The following is a 26,303-nucleotide window of genomic DNA, read 5'->3' on the forward strand; positions in this document are numbered from 1 at the left end:
AATTATATATGGATATCAAAGATCTATTGATCAAAGAAGCAATGATAATGGACCTGCAAGCTACCGAAAAAAAGGGTGCCATTGATGAAATGGTTCAAAAAATGTATGATGCTGGACGAATTACTGACATCGCAACCTACAAAGAAGGTATTTTAGCTCGTGAAGCTCAGACATCAACTGGACTAGGTGATGGTATTGCGATGCCACATGCAAAAAACAGTGCTGTAAAAGAAGCGACGGTCCTATTTGCTAAGAGCAATAAAGGTGTCGATTACGAATCCTTGGATGGACAACCTACCTATCTATTTTTCATGATTGCAGCTCCAGAAGGCGCAAACGACACTCATCTACAAGCTTTAGCTGCCCTATCACGTTTACTAGTGAACCCTGATTTTGTTGCTCAGCTAAAACAAGCAGCCACTCCTGACCAAGTACAACAATTGTTTGATTCAGCTGAAAAAGCAAAAGAGGAAGAAGAGAAGCAAGAAGCTGCTGAAGAAGAAGTAAAAGACTTCAATCGTAAATACATTGTAGCTGTTACTGCTTGCCCTACTGGCATTGCACACACTTACATGGCGGAAGATGCTTTAAAGAAAAAAGCAAAAGAATTAGGTGTGGATATTAAGGTTGAAACAAACGGTTCTGAAGGAATTAAGCACCGATTAACTGCTGAAGATATTGAACGAGCAGCTGGTGTTATCGTAGCAGCTGACAAAAAAGTAGAAATGAATCGTTTTGATGGTAAAAAATTAATTAATCGTCCAGTTAGTGATGGTATTAGAAAACCAGAAGAACTAATTGAAATGGCTTTAAGCGGAAAAGCGCCTGTTTATCATGGCGATGGTTCAAGTGATAGTGCAGAAGAAACTAGTGATAATGGAACAGTCGGTCAACGTATCTATAAGGACTTAATGAATGGTGTTTCTCATATGCTGCCTTTTGTAATCGGTGGCGGAATTATGATCGCATTATCCTTCATGATCGATCAATTTATGGGTGTACCAAATTCAGAGTTAGCTAATTTAGGTAATTACAATCAAGCTGCTAGCATGTTCAACCAAATTGGTGGAGCTGCATTCGGTTTTATGCTTCCCGTATTAGCCGGGTTTATTGCTTCGAGTATCTCAGATCGACCTGGTTTAATCGCAGGCTTCGCGGCAGGTGCTTTAGCAAATACTGGAGGAGCAGGATTCTTAGGAGCATTAATTGGTGGTTTCTTAGCCGGGTATGTAATTGTCTTATTACGCAAAGTATTTAGTGGTTTGCCAAAATCATTGGATGGAATTAAATCAATTTTATTCTACCCATTCTTTGGATTGATGATTACTGGTTTCTTAATGTTGTTGATTAACATTCCTATGAAAGCTATTAATGATGGCTTAAATGGTTTCTTGACTGGCTTAGGTGGTTCAAATGCCATTCTTTTAGGGGCGTTACTTGGTGGTATGATGGCCATTGATTTAGGAGGACCTATTAACAAAGCGGCTTATGTTTTTGGTACAGCAACCCTGGCTACTACTGTTGCTACTGGCGGTTCCATCGTTATGGCAGCTGTTATGGCAGGTGGTATGGTTCCACCATTGGCTATCTTTGTTGCAACACGTCTTTTCAAAAATAAATTTGAAAAGAGTCAAGTTGATGCAGGTTTAACGAACATTGTCATGGGGCTATCTTTCGTGACTGAAGGGGCCATTCCTTTTGCGGCAGCCGACCCTATTCGTGTAATCCCAAGCTTTGTAGTAGGTTCCGCAGTAGCAGGTGGACTAGTTGGCGCATTTAGCATTAAGCTATTAGCTCCTCATGGCGGTATTTTCGTTGCTTTATTAGTAAGTAATCCAATTATGTATCTAGCCTTTATCATTATCGGAGCAATTATTTCTGGTGTGATCTACGGCTTACTGAAAAAGCCAGTTGAACAATAATTAGTACAAAAAAAGGAATCAGATTTTTTTCTGGTTCCTTTTTGTATACATCATATTCTATTACCTACGTTCATTTTTTCTTACTCTAACCGGCTGCATTTTTGGTTGAACTGTAAAGTAACTAAGTATTTCTGTAAATAACGTAACTAACTTCTTCATTATTTGATCCATAGTGTTCCCCTCCTATCAGGTTTGAAGCATATTAATTTGACTATTTCCAGCAATCTTTCTTTGATCTGCAAAAACAACTGTCAATTGATTTTTTCCTTTTTCCAATGAAAGCTTAATTGTATTATTTTCCTGAGTAAGCTGTCTAACGGTCATATCTTTCAATCTTTCTTTTAATCCATCCACAGGGAAATCCTCAAGCGCATCTTCTGGAATAAAAAATTGTAAAATCGCAGTGTATTCACGATATCGAACATCCGATAAATCCAACTCGATTGCATCCCTTATATAATAATCATACGCAGCTAACCCTTGATCCAATGTCCTTTCAGGGTAGAGAATATGATAATTCATCATCTTCTCTTCTTCATCATCTATCCAAGGAAAGTAAGCTAACGCATTAAGTGCCCCTTTCATACGATGAACTCTATATTGATCATTAATAAAATCGTAAGTTCGAGTAACAAAATATGATGCTTCATTTTTTTCTGCAGGTTGGAACTGTTCATTTTGATATTGAACCGTTTGGATCACCGTGTCTTCAAAAGCAAACTCAATATATGGCTGTTTCAACAAGCCAACACCATTCGTAAAAGAAAGCTGAGGGACTCCTAATTGATCTCTAAACAAACGTTGGAATTTTAAATTCGCCGGTTCCTCCCATTGAAAAGGATTTTTATAGAGCTCAATTGCTACACCATCACCTAATTCTACTACTCGTTCCACTTGTTGAATTTCTAACAGTAACTGCTTTGGAAATAATTGTTTATATGGTTCGCCGAAAAACATTTGCCAACAAGAAGTCAAGCAATGACCTGTATGAAAGACATCATATCCGGGAAAACTATTGCAATCCACCACAGTCTCACCGTTAATCCCTCTCATTTTAGGAAGCGCTTGCGTTTTCTCTGCACTTTCAAAGCTTCTTCGTTTTTCAATCTCGCTAGTGTTATGATATAAGTACTCATCATATGATCGGATATAAGCGAAAAAACCATAGCTTTCTAAGCGATTTTTTAAATAATCACAATAAACAGGTTGCCAATTTTGGTAAGTGGATTCGTTCATCAAACTTTTTTCAAATGCGGTGCTTCCAAGCAGATGAATCGTAGACTCTTCATCACCTTTTTTTACCTGCAGCCATTTATCATCATTCGAAGTTAGATTATCAATTACTTGCTTCATAGTTGATAATTGAAACTTCTGTTTTTCACCATTGATTGACATTTCATCAGGTTGAAGCAACAGGCGCGCCATTACTAACCAATCCGTAACAATTTCTTTTACCACAGCAGCATCTATTTTGTGCAATTGACTTACACTATATAGTTGTCGTTCCCCCATTGCTCTCACTCCCATCCATAATTTAATTATACCGTACTAATGTAAAAATACATAAAAAATTGTTTATCCCTTTTATAAATTTCTAAAATCGTGCTAAACTGTTAGGGTGGAGGTGAGTATGATGGGGCTAAAGTTTGAACGTTCCGATGATTTAGATAAACTATTTGAAGAATTTGCAGTTGACCCTGATAAAAAGAAGGATATCCAGGAAAATAAAGATCTTGAAAAATTTCTTAAACCAAAAGACAAAAAGAAAGACGAGCAATCTTAATTATGCTCGTCTCTTATTTTGTCTTCAATTGCTTGCCAGGCTTCTTCTTTCCCCATCTTTGTTTCTGAAGAGAACATAATAAAATCGTCGTTCGGATCAAAATCTAATGCCTTTTTGATTACACTCACGTGTTTGTTCCATTTCCCACGGGGAATTTTATCTGCTTTAGTCGCAACAAGAATAACCGGGATTTGATAATACTTTAAAAATTCATACATTTGAATATCTTCTTTGCTAGGCTCATGACGCATATCTACCAATGAAACAACTGCCTTTAGTTGTTTTCGAGAGGTAATATAAGTCTCAATCATCTCTCCCCACTTCGCACGTTCCGTTTTAGATACCTTTGCATATCCATACCCTGGGACATCGACAAAGTGTAAACTATTTTCGATTAAATAGAAATTCAGCGTTTGCGTTTTTCCTGGCTTACCTGACGTTCTGGCCAAATTTTTTCGATTGATTAGCGTATTTATAAACGAGGATTTCCCTACATTTGAACGGCCAGCTAAAGCGATTTCTGGAAAATCTGTCTCTGGATACTGTTTAGGAGAAACCGCACTAATAACAATCTCCGCCTGATTAACTTTCACTCTTTTTCCCTCCTTCAAAAAAGAGCCACAATAATTTGCGGCTCACTACTCTTCATTATCCAGCTTTTTTCTCGTCCAAGTATACAATAACTGGTTTACCAGTTCCTTCGACTGAATCCTCTGTCACGATAACTTTTTGAATTGTTTCATCAGAAGGAATATCGAACATAACATCCATCATAATGTCTTCGATAATTGAACGCAACCCGCGAGCTCCCGTGTTACGAGAGATGGCTTTATTGGCAATTGCCTTAAGCGCCCCTTCTTCAAATTCTAATTCAGTTTCATCATAAGAAAGAAGTTTTTGATATTGTTTAACCAGCGCATTCTTTGGTTCTGTTAAAATACGAACTAAATCTTCAGTGGTTAATTTTTCTAACGCAGTAGTTACAGGTAATCGACCAATAAACTCAGGGATTAACCCAAATTTCAATAAATCTTCTGGGATAATTTGCTGCATAACACTGGCATTATCGTCAATCTTCTTATTATTAGTTCCAAAACCAATTGTCTTTTCACCTAAGCGATTTTTAACAATAGTCTCAATACCATCGAAAGCTCCACCAACAATAAAGAGAATATTCGTTGTATCAATTTGTATAAACTCTTGATGTGGGTGCTTACGTCCGCCTTGAGGAGGAACGCTAGCAACAGTACCTTCTAAAATTTTAAGCAATGCTTGCTGTACACCTTCACCAGAAACGTCTCTAGTGATTGAAACATTTTCGCTTTTACGAGTAATTTTATCGATTTCATCAATATAGATAATACCCTTTTCAGCTCGTTCAACATTATAATCTGCTGCCTGTAACAACTTCAACAGAATATTTTCAACGTCTTCCCCAACGTACCCTGCTTCTGTTAAGCTAGTTGCATCAGCAATTGCAAATGGTACATTTAACGTACGTGCTAAGGTTTGAGCTAAGAATGTCTTACCAGATCCAGTAGGTCCAATTAGACAAATGTTACTCTTCTGCAATTCAATTTCGTCTGCTTCTTCAGCTTCAGTATTGACACGCTTGTAATGATTGTATACTGCTACAGACAATGCACGCTTAGCACGGTCTTGACCAATTACATATTCATTCAATACATCTAGGATTTCTTTGGGCTTTGGAACATCAATGAATTCACGTATTGCTTCTTCGTGAAATTCTTCGTCAATAATCTCTTTGCAAAGATCGATACATTCATTACAAATGTATACTCCCGGTCCCGCAACTATCTTTTTAACTTCTTCTTGGGTTTTTCCGCAAAAAGAACAGCGAACTGTATCCCCTGCGCCAGTGCTCTCATACATGGCTTTCACCTCTTGATTCATTTCCTACAAGTGTTTTCACGATTGCAGTCTTTATCTATAATACCATATTCATTGAAAAACACAAAGATAGCAGGCGAATTTAGGTGTTTTTTAAAGAAAAAAGAAGCTCTCAAGGGAGAACTTCTTGTTAGCTTTACTTACCGTACCATGCAAGTCCTTCGTAACGCCAGCCAAGCCTAACTAAATTGTTCTTTTCATTGACATTCATCGTATAGTGATGAGCGCCTGCCTTAGCATTTGGATTGTACAGTCTTAACAGTGTAATGTTTCCACCTGAGTACCACGAAATACCTTCGTAGCGCCAACCCAATTTAACTAAATTCTCTTTTTCAAAGAAATTCAATGTATAATGATGATCGCCAGCATTTGGATTATATAGTCTATAAACTGGAGCACCTGACGTTGGTGCATTCCATCCGATTCCCTCATAACGCCAGCCTTTCGATACCAATATATCTTTCTCGATTCCATTTTGCGTATAAAAGTGCTCAGAGCTATTAGGGTTGTATAGCCTATGCATGGCTACTGAATCAGATTGCGGCGGATTAATAAAGGCACCTGTATAATCAGCAGAAATGTCAAAATTGACATTTATATTTGGAAACCGTAATTGGGAATTCCATTGCCACGCTCCATATTGTGTATACAAATTATTTTGTGACAGATTATAAGGATAGGCAGCAACCCATATATTCTTGTTTCCTAGAGAACCTGCATTAATTCGTCCGCTAGTGATCCAGTTAAGTCCAACATAGTGGCGAACATTTCCAAAACCTAATTGATTCAGTCGTGCAGCAAAAGCCCTTGAATTAGCAGTATGATCACCTTTACCTGCAATCTTTGGTTCTTCGATATCATTGACCATTACTGTTCCTTTGGCTAAGCCCAGAGCATTAGCTGAGGTTGCAAAAAAACTTGCTTCCGCAATCGCTTGGGCATCTGTGATGAACTCACTATAATGATAAGCCGAAACCTTTAGTCCAGCAGCCCGTGCATTATTAATCTGTGACGCTGCAAATGGATTGGTATACCAAGTACCTTGAGTTAATTTAACTACGACTCCTGTTACACCATACTTTTTCATACTTTGATAAGCTTCAACAGAAATAGTACCATTATGCGAAGAAACATCAATAAAACTTTTAGTTGGCGTATTGTTATCAGTTGCTTGTACGACCGGAATTGAAGCTTTTGCTGATCTAAATAGCGAAGGGGCATCAGAACGACCGCTTGGTAAATAAAATGTTCCTTCTTCTGTTGTAATTTCTGACGGATTCACATCTTCTGCTACCTGGTTATTATTGTCTTGAGAAATTTCTTGTTCTGAGGATGTCATTGTATCAGAGTTCTCAGTTACAACTGAACCTTCTTCTGTTGTTGCTTCAGTAGCTTCAATTGTTGACGCATCTTCTAAATTTTCACTAGTACTAGTTACCGTTTGTTCACTAGAAATAGTTTTTACTACTTCTTCAGCAAAAACATTAGACGTTATATTTAGACAAAGGACAGCTAAAAAACTCATCCCTAATAATCGCTTTTTCATTCTTTCTCTCCTTTTTTACTAATTTTTTCTCTTCTTCATTTTATCAAATCCGAAGAAGAATTTGAAGTTATATTATTGAATTTTGTTTTTTTATTTCTCAGCGAAAAGTAGGCAATTATATTAATCAAAACCACCCGTGGTAACGGGTGGTTTGCTCTTCGGCTGAAAGCCTCTTTTACCGGCCTTGGCCTAAAAGGCCTTCTGAAGGGGCTTCCTCCCGCACCACTATTACCCACTGATTCTAAAAGAATCTCGGATTATTTCTTTTTGTTTTTTTCTCCTGTAAACGGATCATATTCTTCAAATAATGTTAACTGATCTGCTGCATAATCATCTTGTAATTGATTACGAATATATTCTGCTATCTTCTCCTTGTTTCGTCCGACTGTATCCACGTAATAGCCACGACACCAAAATTTTCGATTCCCATAACGATATTTTAGATTGGAATGACGATCGAATATCATCAAACTACTTTTTCCTTTCAAGTAACCCATGAATTGAGAAATACTTATTTTGGGCGGGACGCTAACAAGTAGGTGAATGTGGTCTTTACAGGCATTTGCTTCGAGAATTTCTACTCCTTTTCGTTCGCATAATTCTCGAATAATCTCGCCGATGCTTTGTTTGTATTTTCCATAGATAATCTGCCTTCTATACTTTGGGGCAAATACAACGTGGTACTTACATCTCCAACTGGTATGTGATAAACTTTCTTTGTCCTTTTTCATAAGGGTACCTCCTAATTTGTTTGCGATGCGGTCGGGAAACCAGCATCAGTTTAACATTCTAGGAGGTTTTTTCACTACCACGCTGGAAGCTCTCCGGAACCACCTGCATAGCAGGTGGTTTTCAAAGCATACAAAAAAAACTTCACCGCTTAGGAGCGGCGAAGTTCTTAAGAAAAATTATTTTTCAACAGCTGTTCCAGTAACTAGCTCTACAGCTTGTTTCATTTTAATATCATGTTCTAGCATGTCTTCTGTAAGAACACGACGAATTTGATCTTCTGGCATTTGGTACATTTCAGCCAATTGTTTTACTTCGTTTTCCACATCTTCATCTGTAACTTCGATATTTTCAGCTTCAACAATTGCTTCCATTACAAGATTAGTCTTCACACGGCCTTCCGCTTCACCTTCAAATTGTGTATGCAGATCAGCTTCACTAGAGCCTGTTAGTTGATAGTACATTTCTGGTGAAATTCCTTGGCGTTGCATGTTGTTTAAGAATTCATCCATTGAACGGTGTACTTCGTCATGAACCATTACGTGAGGTAGATCAGTGATTTCAGCATTCTCTACTGCTTGTTTGATCGCTGCTTCATCTTTTGCTTCTTTTGCTGCTTGTTCACGTTGTTCAAGTAATTCTTTACGATATTTTTCTTTTAATTCATCTAGCGATTCAACTTCGTCGTCGATGTCTTTAGCAAATTCGTCATCTAGCTCTGGCAATTCTTTGGCCTTCACTTCATGAACTTTCACTTTGAAAACTGCTTCTTTTCCAGCTAAACCATCTGCTTGATATTCTTCAGGGAAAGTAACTGTTACATCAAATTCGTCTCCAGCTTTGTGCCCTGCTACTTGGTCTTCGAAACCAGGAATGAATGAACCTGAACCTAACTCAAGAGAATAATTTTCGCCTTTTCCGCCTTCAAACGCTTCATCATTGATAAAGCCTTCAAAATCGATTACAGCAGTATCGCCAGTTTCAGCAGCTTCCTCTTCTTTGATAACTAACTCTGCTTGAGTTTCTTGATCGCGTTTTAAGCGATTTTCAATATCTTCATCTGTAACTTCTACAGTTTGTTTAGGCACTTCTAAATTTTTATACTCACCTAATTTAACTTCAGGTTTTACTGTAACTTCTGCTTTAATTACCCAATCTTTTCCTTTTTCCATTGTATCAACATCAATTTTTGGTTGAGATACAGGCTCAATGGCAGCTTCTTTAACAGCTGCTTCATAAGCTTCTGGTAATACAATATTTAAAGCATCTTCATACAAAGCTTCTTCACCATACATACGGTTGAATACTTGGCGAGAAATTTTACCTTTACGGAAGCCTGGTACTGTTAAATCTTTCTTCACTTTGTTAAATGCACTCGTCAATCCTTTTTGGATAATCTCTTGCTCGATTGAGAATGTTAATACACCTTCATTGGTGCTTGTTTTTTCAAAAGTTGCTGTCAAGTTTGTTCCCTCCGAATATTAAAATTACTTGCTATTTGCATACTACTAAATAGTACACTACTGTTTGTCAATTGTAAATATAAAGCTATGATTCTATCCGCAACATCACTCATAAAATCTATTCAGTTCCCTCTTTATTTTTCCTCTAACCAATTCAATTTCCTGATCTAGTGGATAGTCTTTGTGAAGGTACTCTGAAAGATAACTGTTCACCCAAAATTTGCTATCTTCATAAAGCTGATGCAGGGGGTACAAAATGGCCATTTCAACTTTTACTTCTTCCCGTAAATTTTCTAGCAATATCGGATCTTGATTTTCAAGGGTTATTTCTAGTTTATCCATAATATTACTTGTTAATACCATGGTGTCAGATGCTCCTATTTCGTTAGGATATAAATGATTGATTTTTCCATCAATAGTTAAAATTGATACTCGTTCTTGCGTACCAACTTTCACCAGCTCTTCAAACAAAAAATTTCGTACTAGTAGAGAAATTCTCGGATCAATTAGTAATTTTTTTGATACATCCAACAAATCAGCTTGAGGTAAATCTTTAATCTTTTGGACTTTTTGCAATTGATAAGCTGCAGAATACTTTGATAATTCAACTAATTCTTGTTTTATTTCCTGTATTAAACTTTGCTGTGTTTGACGATAAAACTTTTCTTGCATTTCCAACAAATTAGTTAGATTTTGTATTTTGTATTTATTCAATTTACCCTGCTTTTTGATCTCCCAAAGCAATTTTCTCGCATTCAAAAAATCCTTTTCCATTAAAAGATTTTGCAGATATAATTCTGCCCGACTTTCTTCTTCTACATAAAAATCAGGTAACTCTTCTATATAAGATAAGCTTTTTGAATAATCAGCTATTTCAAATGTGGTGGTAGCTATCAGCCAATTAACAACGGGATCCTGTTCCAGCTGATAAGCTTTTTCCAATTGCACTACTCCTTCTGCGAGTCGATGCCCTTCTAACGCTTCTTGTCCTTTCTTCAAGTAATACTCATAGTTCTTAGGAAACTCAATATTACTCATAATAACTTAGTACCCCTTTTTGTTCTGCTGCCTTCAGCATATTCAATGTCACAACACTAGTTTCAGAAAACAAATCACCTAAATGTTGTTTATTCGGAGTAAAAACAGCTATTAAGTATCCAAGAGAAAAGACTGTATTTTTCAAAATAAACCGACAAGCACCCTCACGTACCAACACAGTCGACCAGCTTAGGTTTTCTTCACTAAAACAAATCACTCGAATTCCAAAAATCATTTTACCAAGTGTTTGCCCGCTATTTAGCTTAGTCATTAAAATAAAATAAGTTAAATACACAGCTAACGAAAGTATTCCGTAGACTGAAAATAGCTGCCTGCCTTTTTCTAAGCCTAGCAGGTTGAATGGTCCGCCAATTATTATAGCAGTTAGTGCTGAAATACAGAGACTATCCACTAAATAAGCAAAAAAACGAATCCAAAAGCCTGCATAGAAATAGTCTGGATAGCGATGCTTGTTTATTTCTGGTGAATCGTTTTGCATTTCCATATTCTCTTTTTCACTGCCAACCAGTGGCGTTACTGCTGGACGTCCTAATTCTTTATTTGACACCATTATTCACCTCCATAGAGATACATAGCTTTAGGCGATTGTGGTGTTCCAACTTGTTCAATAATACTAGTAATCTGCTGCTCTGAACTCGGTTTTAGGTTCTGAATCTCAGCTAACTGATTTCCAAGCCAGCTATTGATGAAATCAGTATTACCATCAGTATACTCAATTACTTGTGCCTCAAGAAGATCATTGTCCTCCTTTAACGCCTCTAAAGCATCCTCTGGATAACCTATCGCATCAATTAATCCCTTTTCAAGTGCCTGAGCACCATCATAGATTCGTCCATCGGCTAGTTCTCTTACTTGGTCTTCTTTCATATTTCTGCCTTCAGATACTACTTTCACAAAACGATTATAGCTGCTATCGATATAGGCTTGTAACACTTCTCGGTCCTCTTCCGTTTGAGGTCTTGAACTTGAGCCGATATCCTTCAAATCGCCACTTTTTACAGTAGCATCTGTGATTCCCAGTTTTTCCATTAATCCTGAGTAATTGGTATTAGACATGATTACACCAATGGATCCTGTTACTGTATCTTCACTAGCAAAGATTTTTTCAGCATTTGCTGAGACATAATAACCTCCACTAGCTGCCTGGTTTTCCATAGAAACATACACAGGTATTTCTTCTTCGATTTTTTTTAATTCTTTGGTGATTTCAGCAGTTTCATACACAGCTCCACCAGGAGTATTTACTACTAGAAGCACTCCTTGAATACTTGGATCATTTTTTACCACTTCAAGCTGCTTCATAAAAGCTTCGTGGTTGTATCCTGAACTTGAAAAAAGTCCTCCAGAATCTGTATTTAGAATTGTTCCTTCAATAGTTAACTTAGCAATTTTTTGATTACTATTGCCAGATTCAAGAACTACCTCTTGAGGTTCACCATTCCCATAAAGAAGCTCATTTATTTGGCTCATACTGTCTTTAGTTTCTCTGATTTTAGTTATACTTGACGTAATCGCAGAAAATATCAGTAAAAAAAATGCAATTCCAACAGCTGCCCAACGACGTTTATTCATTTATTCCCCTACCTTCTTTTTTTCTTATCAATATAAATTACGAATAATTAATACTTTTTCTGTTGGGCCAGATGCCTTCATTTTTTCAGCCTTCTCAAGTAATGAATAACCTTGAAAAACTTCATGATTTAAAGGATCTTCAATTTGAAATTTTTTTGCTTCCTCGATACTCAACGCATCTGAAGTAATTTCTTGAATACTATCCCATCCCGTATCTAAAAATACCTTTGTATCATCTGTCACCGTTTTCTGCTTTTCGATATCAGCTAAAAACTCTCGTAATTGCCCAACAGTTAAAATCTCTACTTGCTGCATAATCAGCCTCCTTTTTTTCTATATTTTACCTTATTCACTAAAAATATGAAAACTTTGTATTGGTTAATCGATATAATAACTGGACCATTTACCACTTTTCGATTATACCAATTTTCATTTTTTCATCGAGAGGTTGACTTATACTTTGTTTTATATTATATTAATCAGTGTTTCCGTTAGTAATACCAAAAATCAACATTGGATAGACCAATAATGATAGCGCCAGATCTCTATGAGATGACGAGGAAGAAGCTCATCGAAATGTTCGGCGGATGGCTTCAGGGCAACCACACTCTACAGGTAGTTTTAAAGCATTTCTGAGAAGAAAAAACAAAGAAACTATCATGTGGTACGGAAACAGATAATGAAAAGAAAGTAGGAAAAGTCATTATGTGTGGAATTGTAGGAATTGTAGGAAATGAGCAGGCAGCAAGTATTTTATTAAGCGGGTTGGAAAAATTGGAGTATCGAGGCTATGACTCTGCTGGTATTTTTGTTGCGGATGATCAAAATGATTATTTAGTGAAGTCTCAAGGGCGGATTAAAAAGTTAGCAGACAAAATTACTGATGATGTTCATGGGTCGATCGGAATTGGTCATACACGATGGGCTACTCACGGAGAGCCTAGTGAACAAAATGCCCATCCTCATACTTCTGAAACAGGACGATTTGTTTTAGTACACAACGGGGTCATTGAAAACTACGATGAATTGAAAGAAAGTTATCTGTCTGGCGACAAATTTTACGGTGAGACCGATACTGAGATTGCTGTTCATCTAGTGGAATACTTTGTAGAACATGGCTTAGAGACAAAAGAAGCGTTTAGAAAAGCTCTGCAAGAAATTCATGGCTCTTATGCTTTTGGGTTGATTGACAAAGAAAATCGCGATTTAATTTATGTGGCTAAAAACAAAAGTCCCCTACTGGTTGGTTTAGGTGAGGGCTTTAATGTGATTTGCAGTGATGCAATGGCCATGTTGGAGCAAACAAACCAATTTGTTGAAATTAATGATGGTGAAATGGTAATTGTAGCTAAAGATTCTGTACAGATTGAAAATTATGCTGGTGAACAAATTGAGCGTGCTCCTTATGAAGCGAAAATCGATTTATCTGATATGGAAAAAGGAACGTATCCTTACTACATGCTAAAAGAAATTGATGAGCAACCTGCTACAATGCGTCGGATCATCAGTGAATACACTGATGAAAATGGAAATGTTGTTATTGAAAATGATTTGCTAGAAAACTTACTGGATAGTGATAGAATCTATATTATTGCTTGTGGTACCAGCTATCACGCTGGCTTAGCAAGTAAGCAAGTACTTGAAAATCTTGCCCATATTCCAGTTGAAGCTCACTTATCAAGCGAATTTGGGTATAATATGCCGTTACTTTCGGAAAAGCCATTTTTCATTTTCCTAACTCAAAGTGGCGAAACAGCAGATAGCCGTCAAGTATTAGTTAAAACAAACGAGATGGATTATCCTTCACTAACTATCACTAATGTAGCTGGCTCAACACTTTCACGTGAAGCAAGCTACACCATGTTACTACATGCAGGCCCAGAAATTGCAGTGGCCTCTACTAAAGCCTACACGGCACAGATTGCAGCTTTGACTGTACTAGCCAAAGCCGTAGGAGAAGCTAAACAAATTACCGCTGCTCAAGAATTTGATTTAGTAAAAGAATTAGGAATTGCGGCGAATGCAATGGATGCGATGATCAGCGAAAAGGATTTAATCAGCCAATTAGCTATTGATTACCTAAGTACCACTCGTAATGCCTTTTACATTGGACGTAGCGAAGATTACTATGTAGCAATGGAAGTCGCTTTGAAACTTAAAGAGATTTCATATATTCAGGCTGAAGGATTTGCAGCAGGTGAGTTGAAACACGGTACAATCGCTTTAGTAGAAGAAGGTACTCCGGTTATCGGCATAATTACAGATGAAACAACTGCAGCTCATACACGTGGCAATTTGCGTGAAGTAGAGAGTCGCGGTGCACACACATTTGTTATCGTTTCTGAAGAGTTAAGTAAAGATGGAGATCAGATTATTTTACCAATCGTGCATCAATTCTTACGTCCTTTAGTTTCGGTTATCCCAGGACAATTGATTGCCTATTTTGCTACCTTGGAACGTGGATATGACGTTGACAAACCACGCAACTTGGCAAAATCAGTTACAGTAGAATAATAATAGTTATTGTGAAAAGATCAGTTTGCTGGTCTTTTCTTTTTTAGCCCATATAAAAAAAGCTGCATCCCATCAAAAAGCGGGACGCAGCTTTTTTTAATTAATCTAATCCGATTTCTTGACGAACGACAGCAGCAATTTTTTCAACGTAATATTCAACTTTCTCATGCGTAGGAGCTTCAGCCATAATGCGTAATAAAGGTTCTGTTCCAGAAGGTCGTACTAAAATACGCCCTTCTCCCCCCATTTCAGCCTCAGCTTCATCAATAACTGCTTTAATAGCAGGTACTTCCATTGCTCCATACTTATTACTTACTCGAATATTGACTAACTTTTGCGGATAGATAGTCACTTCTCCAGCTAATTCAGATAATTTTTTACCAGTTTGCTTCATAATATTTAATAGCTGGATACCCGTTAACATGCCATCACCTGTAGTGTTGTAATCTAAGAACAGGACATGTCCAGATTGTTCACCACCGAGATTATAGTCATTTTTACGCATCTCCTCTACAACATATCGGTCACCAACCTGAGTAATAACATCTTTGAGACCAATATCCTCAATTGCTTTATGGAATCCAAGATTACTCATCACAGTCGTTACTACTGTATCCTTTTTCAATCGTTTACGTTCTGCTAAATACTTAGCACAAATAAACATAATTTGGTCACCATCAATAATATTGCCTAATTCATCCACCGCAATCACTCGATCTCCGTCACCATCAAAAGCTAGCCCTGCGTCGGCTTTTTTCTCAACAACAAGCTCAGCCAGTTTCTCAGGATGGGTGGAGCCCACACCATCGTTAATATTCAAGCCATTTGGTGAGGTTCCCATAGTATAAAAGTCCGTTTCTAAATCCGCAAACAAACGGTTTACACTAGTAGAAGTAGCACCATTTGCAGCATCAATACACACCGTTATCCCTGATAAATCACCAGGAATTGTTTGAACTAAGAATTGTGAGTATTTCAAAAGTCCCTCGTGGAATTCGTCTAAGGTTCCTAACCCTTCTGCAGATGGCCGAGGTAATGTATCTTCATCAGCTTCCAATAACGCTTCAATTTCCGCCTCTTGGTCATCCACTAATTTGAACCCGTCGCATCCAAAAAATTTAATACCGTTATCTTCTGCAGGATTGTGAGAAGCAGAAATCATTACACCTGCTGAGGCCTTTTGTAATTTCGTTAAGTAAGCTACGCCTGGCGTTGAAATAACCCCTAACTGAAATACCTCAATTCCCACTGAAAGTAATCCCGCAATTAATGCAGACTCCAGCATCTCGCCAGAAATACGTGTATCACGCCCTACTAAAACTCTTGGACGTGTTTCACGTTCTTCGTGTTGACTTAAAACATACCCACCATATCTTCCTAACTTAAAAGCTAATTCTGGTGTTAATTCTTTGTTAGCAATCCCGCGGACGCCATCTGTTCCAAAATATTTACCCATGATTCAAAATTTCCCTTCTTCATCTTCTAATTTGTTGAAGCGATTGTCGATTCACTACTCTCAGATGTTCCTTCAGTAGTAGTTGAAGTATTCTTATTATTTGTACTGCTTGAAGTGGTCTGACTTGTCGTTGTGCTGGATTCTTCAGTACTACTAGAATCAGAACCACGTAAAACAGGCGTAATTCTGGCAGTAGTAGCTACTGGATTAACCTCTATTCCTGTATCAACAGGGATATCAACTTGCCGGCTAACCGGTTCAGTAATGTTTGAAATATTTATAGGCACTTCAATCGTATCAATTCCACTAATTGCCGCGCTGGTACCGCGAATGGTAGCATTTGTTTGATCAAGTTCAATATTATATCGTTGAATGTTTGACGGTACCGTTCCCTCCTGTTTAGGTATTAATGATACTTGCTTACTTAAACGTTCTATTTGAAAAGATACCGTTACTGTTTGTGGATTTGCTTGAATTGGCAAGGCTTCTCCATTAGCGTTAAGTGCTTGAACCTGCGTTCTTACAGTATCTTCCTCACCAACTAGTTGTGAAGCATCTACACTTGCAATCACTTGACTAACTTGTTTCATCGTTTCTTCACCAGTAGTAATTTCAACCGTACCAGGATCAGAGATTAAACTATCCACCTCTAAACCATCCTCTTCAGTCCCATTATTAATGACAGGTGTGACATCAAAAGTTTTTGTTTGCTTTTTCTCAATCGTAACAGAAATGGTTTGGGGTTCTATAGAGGGATAAATAGAACTTTGTAAATTACGAGTTTGTAATTTCACCTCATGCGTACCTGTGCTTAATCCATTAAGATCTGCTACGACGCTGAATGTTCGAGTATCTTCATCTGCTTCTCGATCTAGCTGTATTCGATTAGCACTACTCAATCGTACAGAAACTGTTGTATCAAATCCATGAACAAAATATTCATCTGAGTCATATTCCAAAGTTACAGGCACATTTTGTAAAGCCTCTTGATAAGTTGAATTTGTTGAAAAAAACTGACTGACATTTTGACTGTTAACGTTAAAAAACAGCATCAAACTAAATAACAGAGAAATCAATAAATAAGGCAAATTAGATTTTTTAAACTTTATCATCATCTATTATTTGCCTCCTTTACTGACGCCATCAATAAAGGCTTGCAATAGATTCTTTTTGCCACGATCTTTTTCATCTGAAATCAATTCTCTGCGCATGATTGCCAAGTATTCCTCCTGATTCAAATCATGTAAGAAATCAGTGTTAAAAGTTAGACTAACCCCACCAGTTTCTTCAGAAACGATGATAGTCAGCGCATCACTAACCTCGCTAATACCAACAGCTGCTCGATGGCGAGTTCCAAACTCTTTTGGTATCAGCATACTGTCAGACAAAGGAAGATAGGCTGAGGCTACTGCTAATTTACCATTTTTTACAATCACCGCTCCGTCATGCAACGGTGTGTTAGGGATGAAAATATTGATTAGTAATTCCCCAGTGATATCAGCGTCCAACGGAATACCAGTTTCGATGTATTCATCTAAACCCGTGTTGCGTTGAATAGTAATTAAAGCACCTATTTTCCGTCTAGACATGTATTGGATCGCCTTGTCGAACGCCAAAATCATCTTCTCATCTTCATGCTCTTCTTTTTTAGTGGGTTTAAAAAATGAGCTTCTTCCCAAGTGTTCCAATCCTCTGCGAACCTCTGGTTGAAAGATGACTACACCAGCAATTACACCGTAGGTAATTACTTGATTCATCAACCAAGACAAAGTATGCAGACCCGTGTATTCAGCTAAAATACGAATTCCAATAAATACTGCGACACCCTTAATTAGCTGTACCGCTTTGGTCCCTCGAACTAACTGAAACAACTTATAGATTAGAAACCAGACAACAACAATATCTAGAAGATTCGCGATAATGTCCCAAGTTGAAAGATTCTCAGAAAAGAAGCTCAGCCAATAATCAGAATTAAATAATTCACTTAAACGACTAGGCATAGGCAACCTCTCTTTCTATACAGTTTCTCTACAAGTATACCATAAGAAAACAAAAAACAGATATAGCTTAACTGTTTCATTAAGAAGATAATTATACCTTCTTTTTGTGAATTCATTTTAAATACCTAAAAAAAGAGATTGTTTATTGCTCGCACAACATCCTAATAGACATTAATGTTCAATAATTGGCTAATTTCTCGCTTACATCACCCTACACTTGCAAATACAAAAGAATCCTCAGAACAAGAGCTGTTCTGAGGATTCAAAAAATCACTCTTTATTTTGGCGTTTTTCTGCCCTTGCAGCCCTTCTAGCAACTCGACGTGCCTCTGCCTCTGGATCTGCTTTTCTTTCTGAACGTTCACGCTTTAGTTTTTCTGGATTATCATCCTTAATTCCCTCAATTCTTGCTCGCAATTTTTCTTCTTGACCAGCAATTCTCGCATAATTAAAGAAACGTGTTTTCGCATCTTCTACTGTCTTAGCGTATAAACGTTCAGCAAATTCTGGTTGAATAGACTGAAGCGCGGAAAAACGCACTTGATTTTTCATAAAATCAATCATTTGATTGAAGTTTGGTCGCTTAAAATCTAAAGACATCGGGTTTTTACCTACTTCTTTTGCTAAGGGATTGTAGCGATAGAGTGACCAATAACCTGAATTTACAGCATCCTTTGCTTCCTGAAGACTCTTACCCATACCACCACGTAGACCGTGATTGATACAAGGTGTGTAAGCAATGATCAAAGAAGGTCCCGGGAATTTTTCTGCCTCCTCTAAAGCCTTAATTGTTTGCTTTTGATTTGCCCCAGAAGCGATCTGAGCAACATATACATTTCCATAGGTCATAGCAATCATGCCTAGGTCTTTTTTCGATACATATTTACCGTTAGCTGAGAATTTAGCAATTGCTGAAGCAGGCGTTGCTTTAGAAGTTTGTCCACCAGTATTTGAATAAACTTCATTATCCATTACTAAAATATTTACGTCAGCACCACTGGCTAATACATGATCAATCCCGCCAAAGCCGATATCATAGGCCCAACCATCACCGCCAAAAATCCATTGGCTGGTTTTAACAAATAAATCGTGATCCGCATAAATATTTTCCAAGCGTGCATTATCAGCCTTCTCAGCTTCCAAGGCAGCTTTTAATTTTGCTGCCCGTTGTTGAGTTCCTTCAGAATTGTGTAAATGATTCATCCAGTCTTCCATTAAAGCTTTCAATTCAGTCGAAACCTCTTCAAGAACTTGCGTCATTCTGAAAGCCAGTTCTTGACGACGTGTCTGATTAGCTAGTAACATGCCATAACCAAATTCAGCGTTGTCTTCAAACAGCGAATTAGACCAAGCAGGCCCCTGCCCTTGTGAATTTGTAGTATAAGGACTTACTGGTGCTGCCGCTCCCCAGATAGAAGAACATCCAGTAGCGTTAGCAATCATCATGCGATCCCCATACATTTGTGTTAGCAGCTTAACATAAGGTGTTTCCCCACATCCAGCGCAAGCACTAGAAAATTCCATCAACGGTTGATTAAACTGACTACCTAATACAGTATTTGGTTTAGCAGGATTTTCTTTTTGCTTTAAAGTCATAGCAAAAGCCCAATTTACAGCTTGTTCTTTTTGTTCCTGGTAAGGTTTCATAACCAGCGCCTTGCCTTTAGCAGGACAAGCTTCTACACACAAGCCACACCCAGTACAATCCTCAATAGATACTTGAATTCGATATTTTAACCCGTCAGCGCCACGCATCTCGCGTACAATATATCCTTCAGGTGCCTCTTGCATCTCATCATCATCAGCTAAGAAAGGACGAATCGCCGCATGAGGGCAAACAAAGGAACATTCATTACACATTGTACAACGATCGTTAATCCATTCAGGAACTTCTAAAGCTACTCCTCGTTTCTCATAAGTCGTTGTGCCTACAGGAATTGTACCTGTGGTCATTCCGTTTCTTATCAGCGTTCCCACAGAAAGCCCGTCACCTTCTAAAGCATTTACTGGTTCTAAAATTTCTTCTACATACCGAGGGACATCCTTTAGTCGAGCCTTGACAGGAGGTTCCGCAAGACGCCATTCTGTTGGCACCTCAAAGCGATGCAATAGTTCAACTGTACGATCCATTGCTGCAATATTTTTTTCAACAATTTCAACAGATTTACGGCGATAACTACGATCAGCCTCTTCTTTTAAAATTCCTAAAACTTCATCAAACGGAATGATCCCTGTCAACTTAAAAAAGGCGGTTTGCATAACTGTATTAATTCGCTGCCCCAAGCCAACTTCCATAGCTAATTTTGCCGCGTTGATGGTATAAAACTTAATATCATTTTCAGCAATGTAACGTTTCAAACGTGCGGGAAGCAATTGATTAATTTGTTGATCATTCCAAGTTGTATTTAATAAGAAAGTTCCACCAGGTTTCAGCCCCTTCAACAAATTATAATTGTGAATATAGGCTGGGGTGTGGCAGGCAACAAAATCAGCACTTTCTACTAAATAGGTAGAGCGAATTGGCGTATCCCCAAAACGCAAGTGGGACACAGTCAAGCCCCCGGATTTTTTCGAATCGTAATAAAAATAGCCTTGAACATATTTATCCGTATTGTCACCGATTATTTTAATCGCTGATTTATTAGCTCCCACGGTCCCGTCTGATCCAAATCCCCAGAATTTTGCTTGAAAAGTAGCCGGATTGGTTAAATCGATGACCTCGGATGTATCTAATGATAAGTGAGTAACATCGTCAACAATACCAATTGTAAAACGGGATTTAGCAATAGACTTCGGTTTCAACAACTCATTATAAACAGCTATAATTTGATCTGGAGTCACATCTTTTGAGCCTAATCCATAACGACCACCAATGATCATTGGTCGGTTGTCTGTATCATACATCGCACTTTGTACATCTAATAGCAATGGTTCCCCATCGGCTCCAGGCTCTTTTGAACGATCAAGTACTGCAATACTCTTAACCGACTTTGGTAATTTCTCCAGCAGATTCTCAACTGGAAACGGACGATATAAGTGAATATTTAAAAAGCCAACCTTACGTCCCTGTTTGTTTAAATAATCGACCGTTTGTTCAATCGTCTGAGCTACAGATCCCATCGTGATAATAACTTCCTCTGCATTCTCATCACCATAATAATTTACCAAATCATAGTCTGTTCCTCGCAATTCGTTGACTGCACGCATGTACTTTTGAACAATTGCTGGTAAAACTTGATAGTAAGAATTGACTGTTTCCCTTTGTTGAAAATGAATATCAGAATTCTGATTGGTACCACTGATTGTCGGATGATTTGGATTCATACTTCGCTTGCGAAATTCCGCCAATTTGCTTTGATTAATCAATGGTTTGAGCTCTTCGTACTCAAGTACTTCAATTTTTTGAATTTCGTGACTGGTTCTAAACCCGTCAAAGAAGTTTATAAATGGAACACTTGCTTCGATTGTAGCTAAATGGGCTACTGCTGAAAGGTCCATTACTTCTTGCACGCTGCTTTCTTGAAGCATAGCAAATCCAGTTTGACGTGCAGCCATAACATCGCCGTGGTCCCCAAAAATATTTAAAGCATTTGTGGTAATTGCCCTACTAGCCACATGAAAAACTGTTGGCAGTAATTCTGCTGCAATTTTATACATATTTGGAATCATTAAGAGCAAGCCTTGTGATGCAGTATACGTGGTCGTTAAGGCTCCTGTTTTTAAAGCTCCATGAACAACCCCTGCTGCTCCAGCCTCGGATTGCATTTCAGTTATATTAACAGGTTGTCCAAAGATATTTTTCTTTCCTTGGGATGCCCATTGATCTACAAGCTCAGCCATCGTTGAACTTGGCGTGATTGGATAAATAGCTGCTAGTTCAGTAAATGCATAAGATATGTAAGCTGCAGCTGTATTTCCATCCATTGTTTTCGTTTTTCGCATAGTCTTCCTCCTAAGTGTAACTTTCACAATGGTACTATTATAAACTAAGTCACATTCTTTTTAAATGCTGCTTTTCGTCAAATTAAGTAAAAAAGAATTTATTTATTTTGTATTCTTGGATTTTTCTTGTACACTAGATAAAAAGGAGGGATTACCCCATGGATATCTCAGTAATTAAGCCTGAATTTGTCAATGATTTGAATGGAATTAAAATTGGATCTAACCAAGCGCCTAAAAAAATCATTGAATTCATGAACCTTCGCTGCCCCTTTTGTAAACAGTGGTTTGAAGACTCTCAAGAATTGCTAACCAAAGCAGTGATTGAAGGTAAAGTTCAACGGATTATTAAATTGTTAGATAAGGATAAAGAGAGCTTGCAAAGAGGCAATATCATGCATGAATACATTAGCGATGATTCTGAAAAGGCACTTCAACAAATTCAACAAGTTTATGCCTCTCAAGAGAATTGGAAAGAGCTTAGCTTGGAACAAGTTGCCAATTATGCTGAAAAGACTTTACAGTTAGAACAACAACCTAATCAAAATCTGCAACAAGAAATACGGAATGAAGCAGATCAAGCAAACATCAAGTTTGTTCCGACGATTTTAGTCGATGATTTTATTTTCAATGAATCTGTAACACAAGATGAGTTAAAAGAATACTTATCTTTGTAAGTCAGGCGCAAACCAACAATACTTAATAAAAAAGCGTTGGTGGCTGAGAGCTGTGCTCTTTGCCACTAACGCTTTTACACGCTTTTTCGCTTTAATTCTTCAGCAAAATCATTGATTTTACGAATACGATGATTAATACCTGACTTTGAAATTGCTCCTGATGGAATCATCTCACCTAATTCCTTTAAACTAACCTCTGGATGCTGCATTCGTAACTCAGCTATTTCCTGTAATTTTTCTGGCAGGGATTGCAGGCCGACAGTCGATTCAATAAAACGGATATTTTCAATTTGTTTTGAAGCAGCGTCAATTGTCTTATTCATATTGGCTGTCTCGCAATTAACTAAACGATTTACAGAATTTCGCATGTCCCGAACAATACGAACATCTTCAAATTTTAACATTGAATTAGTTGCACCAATTAAAATCAAAAAATCTGCAATTTTTTCCGCACCTTTTAAATAAGTAATGTATCCATTTCTACGCGCTAAGGTTCTTGCGTTTAAATCAAATTGATTCAAGAGATCACAAATATCTTGGTTATGCTCTTCATAAATGGAAGATATTTCTAAATGATAACGACTTGTTTCAGGATTATTAACTGAGCCAGAAGCGAGAAAAGCTCCTCTCAGATAAGCTCGCACTTTCCCATCTTCAGATTTTAGCTCCTCCGAGATGTGCGATTGAAACATCATTCCATCCATAATATTCAAGTCCAACAAGATACTTTGAGTTTCTTGTTTTAGACGCACAATGTACACATTATTTTTCTTTAGCTTCATTTTTCGACGAACCAGCAATTCGCTGCGTACACCGTAATGCTCCTTCAATAAAGTAAAGAGCCTGCGTGCAATAGCAGCATTTTCCGTTTGCACATTTAATACAAACTGGTGATTACTCAGACTAAGTGAACCATTCATACGAATTAAAGCGGCTAACTCAGCTTTGGCTAATTCTTTTTGTACGGCTAATCCAGTGAGCTCTTTTTTTACTTCTGCCGCAAATGACATCATTCAAGCCCCCTACTAAATTTTTGCACCGAAAACAATTCGAAATAACTCGTCTACTACTTTATCTCCATCATGAAATACACCACCATCGCGTAATTTTAAAAAGTCCGTAGAAACTACGCGGCAGCCTTCTTCTCTTAACCCATTGAAATCGTGGGTTACTTGAACTAAGTATTCATCATAAATTTCCGGATCCATATAATCTTCCGGCACCTTTTCGGTATTTACCAGAACAGTATCAACAAATTTGTCGTTCAAATGTTGATGAAGAACTCTTACATGATCAGCGTCACTAAAATGTTCAGTTTCACCCTTTTGTGTCATGATATTACAAATATAAACAACTTCTGCGCTTGTTGTCCGAACAGCCTCACCAATCTCGCTGATAACCAAGTTAGGCAAAATGCTAGTAAATAAAGATCCAGGACCTAAAACTACCATATCTGCATTTTTTATAGTTTGAACTACCTTTCGAGCAGCATGAACATCCTGATCATTGTCATGCCCTGTTACATAAACCCTTTTAATAATCTTACGATCCAATGCGATTTTCGATTCACCTGCAACAGTCGTACCATCCTCAAATTCCGCATGTAAAACTAAAGGTTTTTCAGATGATGGAAATATGTGTCCATCTACATGCATCATGTGCGACAACAACTGAATTGCTTCATAAGTACTTCCGCGCATTTCAGAGAGTGCCGCAATGATTAAATTACCGATTGTGTGATTTGCAAGAAATTTATCTTCCTTTTTAAATCGATACTGAAAAAGATCCTCATATAATCTCGGCATATCCGATAACGCAGCCAAAACATTTCTTAAATCCCCCGGTGGAGCCATATCAACCGAATTTCTTAGTTCCCCACTGCTTCCACCATCATCAGCTACCGTAACCACAGCTGTAATATCAGCACTTTGATTACGTAAACTCTTCAAGATAACTGGTAAACCTGTCCCTCCGCCGATAACGACAATTTTAGGTTTACGTATCCGGTAAGTCTTCATTCTCATGAACGATTCACCGTCTCTTTCCGTTTATCTTTATCACGGTGTGTAATATTTACTCGGTATTCTAACTCTTTTAAGGCTTTTCCAACCCTTTCACTTAAAGCTACGGAACGATGTTGCCCTCCAGTACATCCAATGGCAATTGTAAGCGAACTTTTTCCTTCCTTAACATATCCTGGCAAAATATTTTTAAGCAAGGTTACGAAATCATTGTAAAACTCATCTGTCTCAGGGAAGGACATCACATAATCGTAAACTTCTTTGTCTAAACCGGTTTTAGGTCGTAATTCTGGAATATAATGTGGGTTAGGTAAAAAACGCACATCCATAACAATATCAGCATCAATTGGCAGACCATATTTAAAACCAAAGGAAAGCATTTCAACATGAAAGCCTAGGTCATCCGTCTGCTTGAATTCATAATTAATTTTTTCTCTCAACTGACGCGGTGTCAAATTGGTTGTATCGATCACTAATGTCGCTCGTGTTTTCAAATCTTCTAAGATTGCCCGCTCTTTGCGAATCCCCTCAGTTACCAATCCATCCATCGCCATCGGATGAGTCCGTCTGGTTTCCTTGTATCGAGAAACCAATTCCTCATCAGAGGCGTCTAAAAACAGCAAACTAGTATCTATGAAACCAGTATTATCAATTTCAACCAACATATTTTGAATTTCTTCAAAAAATGCTCGTGAACGCAAATCCACTACTAATGCAATTTTTGTTACTTTTCCTGATTCGCGAATCAGCTCCCAAAATTTAGGGATTAATCCTGGAGGCATATTATCTACACAAAAATACCCCATATCTTCAAAACTTTGAATAGCCACAGTCTTGCCTGCACCACTCATTCCAGTAATGACCACTAAATGTAAACTATCTGTCATTTGGTGTCACTCCTTTCCATCCTGTACATTGTATCATTCCGGGCGTGTCTTTACTACACATTTAACTATTAAATTACTTTAAAAAGTAAAAACGAAAAAACAGATCTCCTTTATTCAGAAGATCTGCTTTTCAAAGCTAATTCAATTGTTCGATCAGCTAAAATTGATTGAGCATCAATCACAGGATAGGGATTTTCTACAATATTTTCCTGCACTAAGGATAACTCCGTACAGCCTAAAACTACATTTTGGCACTCTAATCCATTATAAGCATCAGTTAAAATTTCCAAATAAAGCTCTGTATTGATGTAGTCATTTTCCTTTACATCTCGATAGATTAGATTATTCACTTTCGTTTGTAGTTCTTTGTTCGGAATTACAGCCTCAAATCCCTGCTTTTCAATTTCAGCTTGATAAATACCTGCTTTTACACTTCCTTCGGTTCCCAAAAAAGCGACTTTTCCTCCATTAGGATTTGTCTGCTTTAATTTTTTTGCAGCCTCTCGCGGCATGTGCAAAACTGGGATTTCGGTAGCTCCCTGAATGATATCAAAAAAGTAATGAGCAGTATTGCAAGTCAATACAATAAAATTGGGCTTTAGCAAATTTTGTTTTTCAATATCATCCAGCAGAAATGGCAGTGGATTTTCAGCATTATGATCTAAGATGTAATCTGTCCTATCGGGAACGGTAGCATGATTGAACAAAATATAATTTAAATAATCCTGATCCTTATGTGCTATAATTCGATGATTAATCAATCGGACAAAGCTTTCTGTTGCCATAGTGCCCATCCCACCTAAAATGCTAAAGAAGTTTTCCAA

Annotated in this window: 22 protein-coding genes; 4 read left to right on the plus strand and 18 right to left on the minus strand. The window is 37.7% G+C overall.

Features of this window, described 5'->3' with window-relative positions; all coding sequences use genetic code 11:
• Positions 1-8: 8 nt before the first annotated feature.
• The gene (locus I588_RS21280) at positions 9-1,922 is read left to right on the plus strand and encodes a PTS fructose transporter subunit IIABC (protein WP_010758821.1); all 1,914 of its coding nucleotides are present in this window, start codon (positions 9-11) and stop codon (positions 1,920-1,922) included.
• A gap of 186 nt (positions 1,923-2,108) precedes the next feature.
• On the opposite strand, the gene I588_RS21285 is transcribed toward I588_RS21280, so the two are convergent.
• The gene (locus I588_RS21285) at positions 2,109-3,434 is read right to left on the minus strand and encodes a hypothetical protein (RefSeq protein WP_010758819.1); all 1,326 of its coding nucleotides are present in this window, start codon (positions 3,432-3,434) and stop codon (positions 2,109-2,111) included.
• A 121-nt stretch (positions 3,435-3,555) separates the two neighbouring features.
• Here I588_RS21285 and I588_RS27390 point away from each other — a divergent pair, with 121 nt between their 5' ends.
• Positions 3,556-3,705, plus strand: coding sequence for an SPJ_0845 family protein (locus tag I588_RS27390; RefSeq protein ID WP_281169992.1), 150 nt, complete (start codon positions 3,556-3,558; stop codon positions 3,703-3,705).
• On the opposite strand, the gene yihA is transcribed toward I588_RS27390, so the two are convergent.
• From yihA to I588_RS21330, 9 genes are all read right to left on the minus strand, one after another.
• Positions 3,702-4,298, minus strand: a complete 597-nt coding sequence (gene yihA, locus I588_RS21290) for a ribosome biogenesis GTP-binding protein YihA/YsxC (protein WP_010758817.1) — start codon at positions 4,296-4,298, stop codon at positions 3,702-3,704. The genes I588_RS27390 and yihA overlap by 4 nt on opposite strands.
• 55 nt (positions 4,299-4,353) lie before the next feature.
• Positions 4,354-5,598, minus strand: a complete 1,245-nt coding sequence (gene clpX, locus I588_RS21295) for an ATP-dependent Clp protease ATP-binding subunit ClpX (protein ID WP_010758816.1) — start codon at positions 5,596-5,598, stop codon at positions 4,354-4,356.
• 154 nt (positions 5,599-5,752) lie between these two features.
• On the minus strand, positions 5,753-7,162 hold the full coding sequence (locus I588_RS21300) for a GH25 family lysozyme (protein WP_010758815.1): 1,410 nt from the start codon (positions 7,160-7,162) through the stop codon (positions 5,753-5,755).
• A gap of 257 nt (positions 7,163-7,419) precedes the next feature.
• Positions 7,420-7,893, minus strand: coding sequence for an IS200/IS605 family transposase (gene tnpA / locus I588_RS21305; RefSeq protein ID WP_010755290.1), 474 nt, complete (start codon positions 7,891-7,893; stop codon positions 7,420-7,422).
• Between the two features lie 177 nt (positions 7,894-8,070).
• Complete coding sequence (gene tig, locus I588_RS21310) at positions 8,071-9,354, minus strand: trigger factor (protein ID WP_010758814.1); 1,284 nt, start codon at positions 9,352-9,354, stop codon at positions 8,071-8,073.
• A 105-nt stretch (positions 9,355-9,459) separates the two neighbouring features.
• The gene (locus I588_RS21315) at positions 9,460-10,392 is read right to left on the minus strand and encodes a hypothetical protein (protein ID WP_010758813.1); all 933 of its coding nucleotides are present in this window, start codon (positions 10,390-10,392) and stop codon (positions 9,460-9,462) included.
• The gene (locus I588_RS21320) at positions 10,385-10,897 is read right to left on the minus strand and encodes an RDD family protein (protein ID WP_245569611.1); all 513 of its coding nucleotides are present in this window, start codon (positions 10,895-10,897) and stop codon (positions 10,385-10,387) included. The genes I588_RS21315 and I588_RS21320 overlap by 8 nt, the downstream gene beginning before the upstream one ends.
• A gap of 65 nt (positions 10,898-10,962) precedes the next feature.
• A complete protein-coding gene (sppA, locus tag I588_RS21325) occupies positions 10,963-11,985 on the minus strand; it encodes a signal peptide peptidase SppA (protein ID WP_010758811.1) in 1,023 nt (340 codons plus the stop codon).
• Between the two features lie 27 nt (positions 11,986-12,012).
• Positions 12,013-12,303 (minus strand): hypothetical protein, encoded by a 291-nt coding sequence (locus tag I588_RS21330; protein ID WP_169409224.1) that lies wholly within the window; start codon positions 12,301-12,303, stop codon positions 12,013-12,015.
• A gap of 387 nt (positions 12,304-12,690) precedes the next feature.
• On the opposite strand from I588_RS21330, the gene glmS reads away from it, so the two are divergent.
• Positions 12,691-14,499, plus strand: coding sequence for a glutamine--fructose-6-phosphate transaminase (isomerizing) (glmS, locus tag I588_RS21335; RefSeq protein ID WP_010758809.1), 1,809 nt, complete (start codon positions 12,691-12,693; stop codon positions 14,497-14,499).
• Between the two features lie 100 nt (positions 14,500-14,599).
• On the opposite strand, the gene glmM is transcribed toward glmS, so the two are convergent.
• From glmM to nifJ, 4 genes are all read right to left on the minus strand, one after another.
• Positions 14,600-15,955, minus strand: a complete 1,356-nt coding sequence (gene glmM / locus I588_RS21340) for a phosphoglucosamine mutase (RefSeq protein WP_010758808.1) — start codon at positions 15,953-15,955, stop codon at positions 14,600-14,602.
• Positions 15,956-15,981: 26 nt separating this feature from the next.
• Positions 15,982-17,070, minus strand: coding sequence for a CdaR family protein (locus tag I588_RS21345; RefSeq protein WP_010758807.1), 1,089 nt, complete (start codon positions 17,068-17,070; stop codon positions 15,982-15,984).
• Positions 17,071-17,073: 3 nt separating this feature from the next.
• Positions 17,074-17,955, minus strand: coding sequence for a diadenylate cyclase CdaA (cdaA, locus tag I588_RS21350; protein ID WP_010758806.1), 882 nt, complete (start codon positions 17,953-17,955; stop codon positions 17,074-17,076).
• 270 nt (positions 17,956-18,225) lie between these two features.
• Positions 18,226-21,897, minus strand: a complete 3,672-nt coding sequence (gene nifJ / locus I588_RS21355) for a pyruvate:ferredoxin (flavodoxin) oxidoreductase (RefSeq protein ID WP_010758805.1) — start codon at positions 21,895-21,897, stop codon at positions 18,226-18,228.
• A 158-nt stretch (positions 21,898-22,055) separates the two neighbouring features.
• On the opposite strand from nifJ, the gene I588_RS21360 reads away from it, so the two are divergent.
• Positions 22,056-22,571, plus strand: coding sequence for a thioredoxin domain-containing protein (locus tag I588_RS21360; protein WP_010758804.1), 516 nt, complete (start codon positions 22,056-22,058; stop codon positions 22,569-22,571).
• 74 nt (positions 22,572-22,645) lie between these two features.
• Here the strand turns inward: I588_RS21360 and whiA are convergent, their stop codons facing one another.
• The 4 genes from whiA to I588_RS21380 all read right to left on the minus strand — a co-directional run bounded on the left by whiA (position 22,646) and on the right by I588_RS21380 (position 26,303).
• Positions 22,646-23,581: a DNA-binding protein WhiA gene (gene whiA, locus I588_RS21365; protein ID WP_010758803.1), complete on the minus strand. Its 936-nt coding sequence runs from the start codon at positions 23,579-23,581 to the stop codon at positions 22,646-22,648.
• Between the two features lie 15 nt (positions 23,582-23,596).
• Positions 23,597-24,595 (minus strand): gluconeogenesis factor YvcK family protein, encoded by a 999-nt coding sequence (locus I588_RS21370; RefSeq protein ID WP_010758802.1) that lies wholly within the window; start codon positions 24,593-24,595, stop codon positions 23,597-23,599.
• A complete protein-coding gene (gene rapZ / locus I588_RS21375) occupies positions 24,592-25,479 on the minus strand; it encodes an RNase adapter RapZ (protein WP_010758801.1) in 888 nt (295 codons plus the stop codon). The genes I588_RS21370 and rapZ overlap by 4 nt, the downstream gene beginning before the upstream one ends.
• 110 nt (positions 25,480-25,589) lie before the next feature.
• Complete coding sequence (locus I588_RS21380; RefSeq protein ID WP_016250090.1) at positions 25,590-26,303, minus strand: amino acid racemase; 714 nt, start codon at positions 26,301-26,303, stop codon at positions 25,590-25,592.

The organism is Enterococcus pallens ATCC BAA-351, from assembly GCF_000407485.1.
Taxonomy (GTDB): Bacteria; Bacillota; Bacilli; order Lactobacillales; family Enterococcaceae; genus Enterococcus_A; species Enterococcus_A pallens.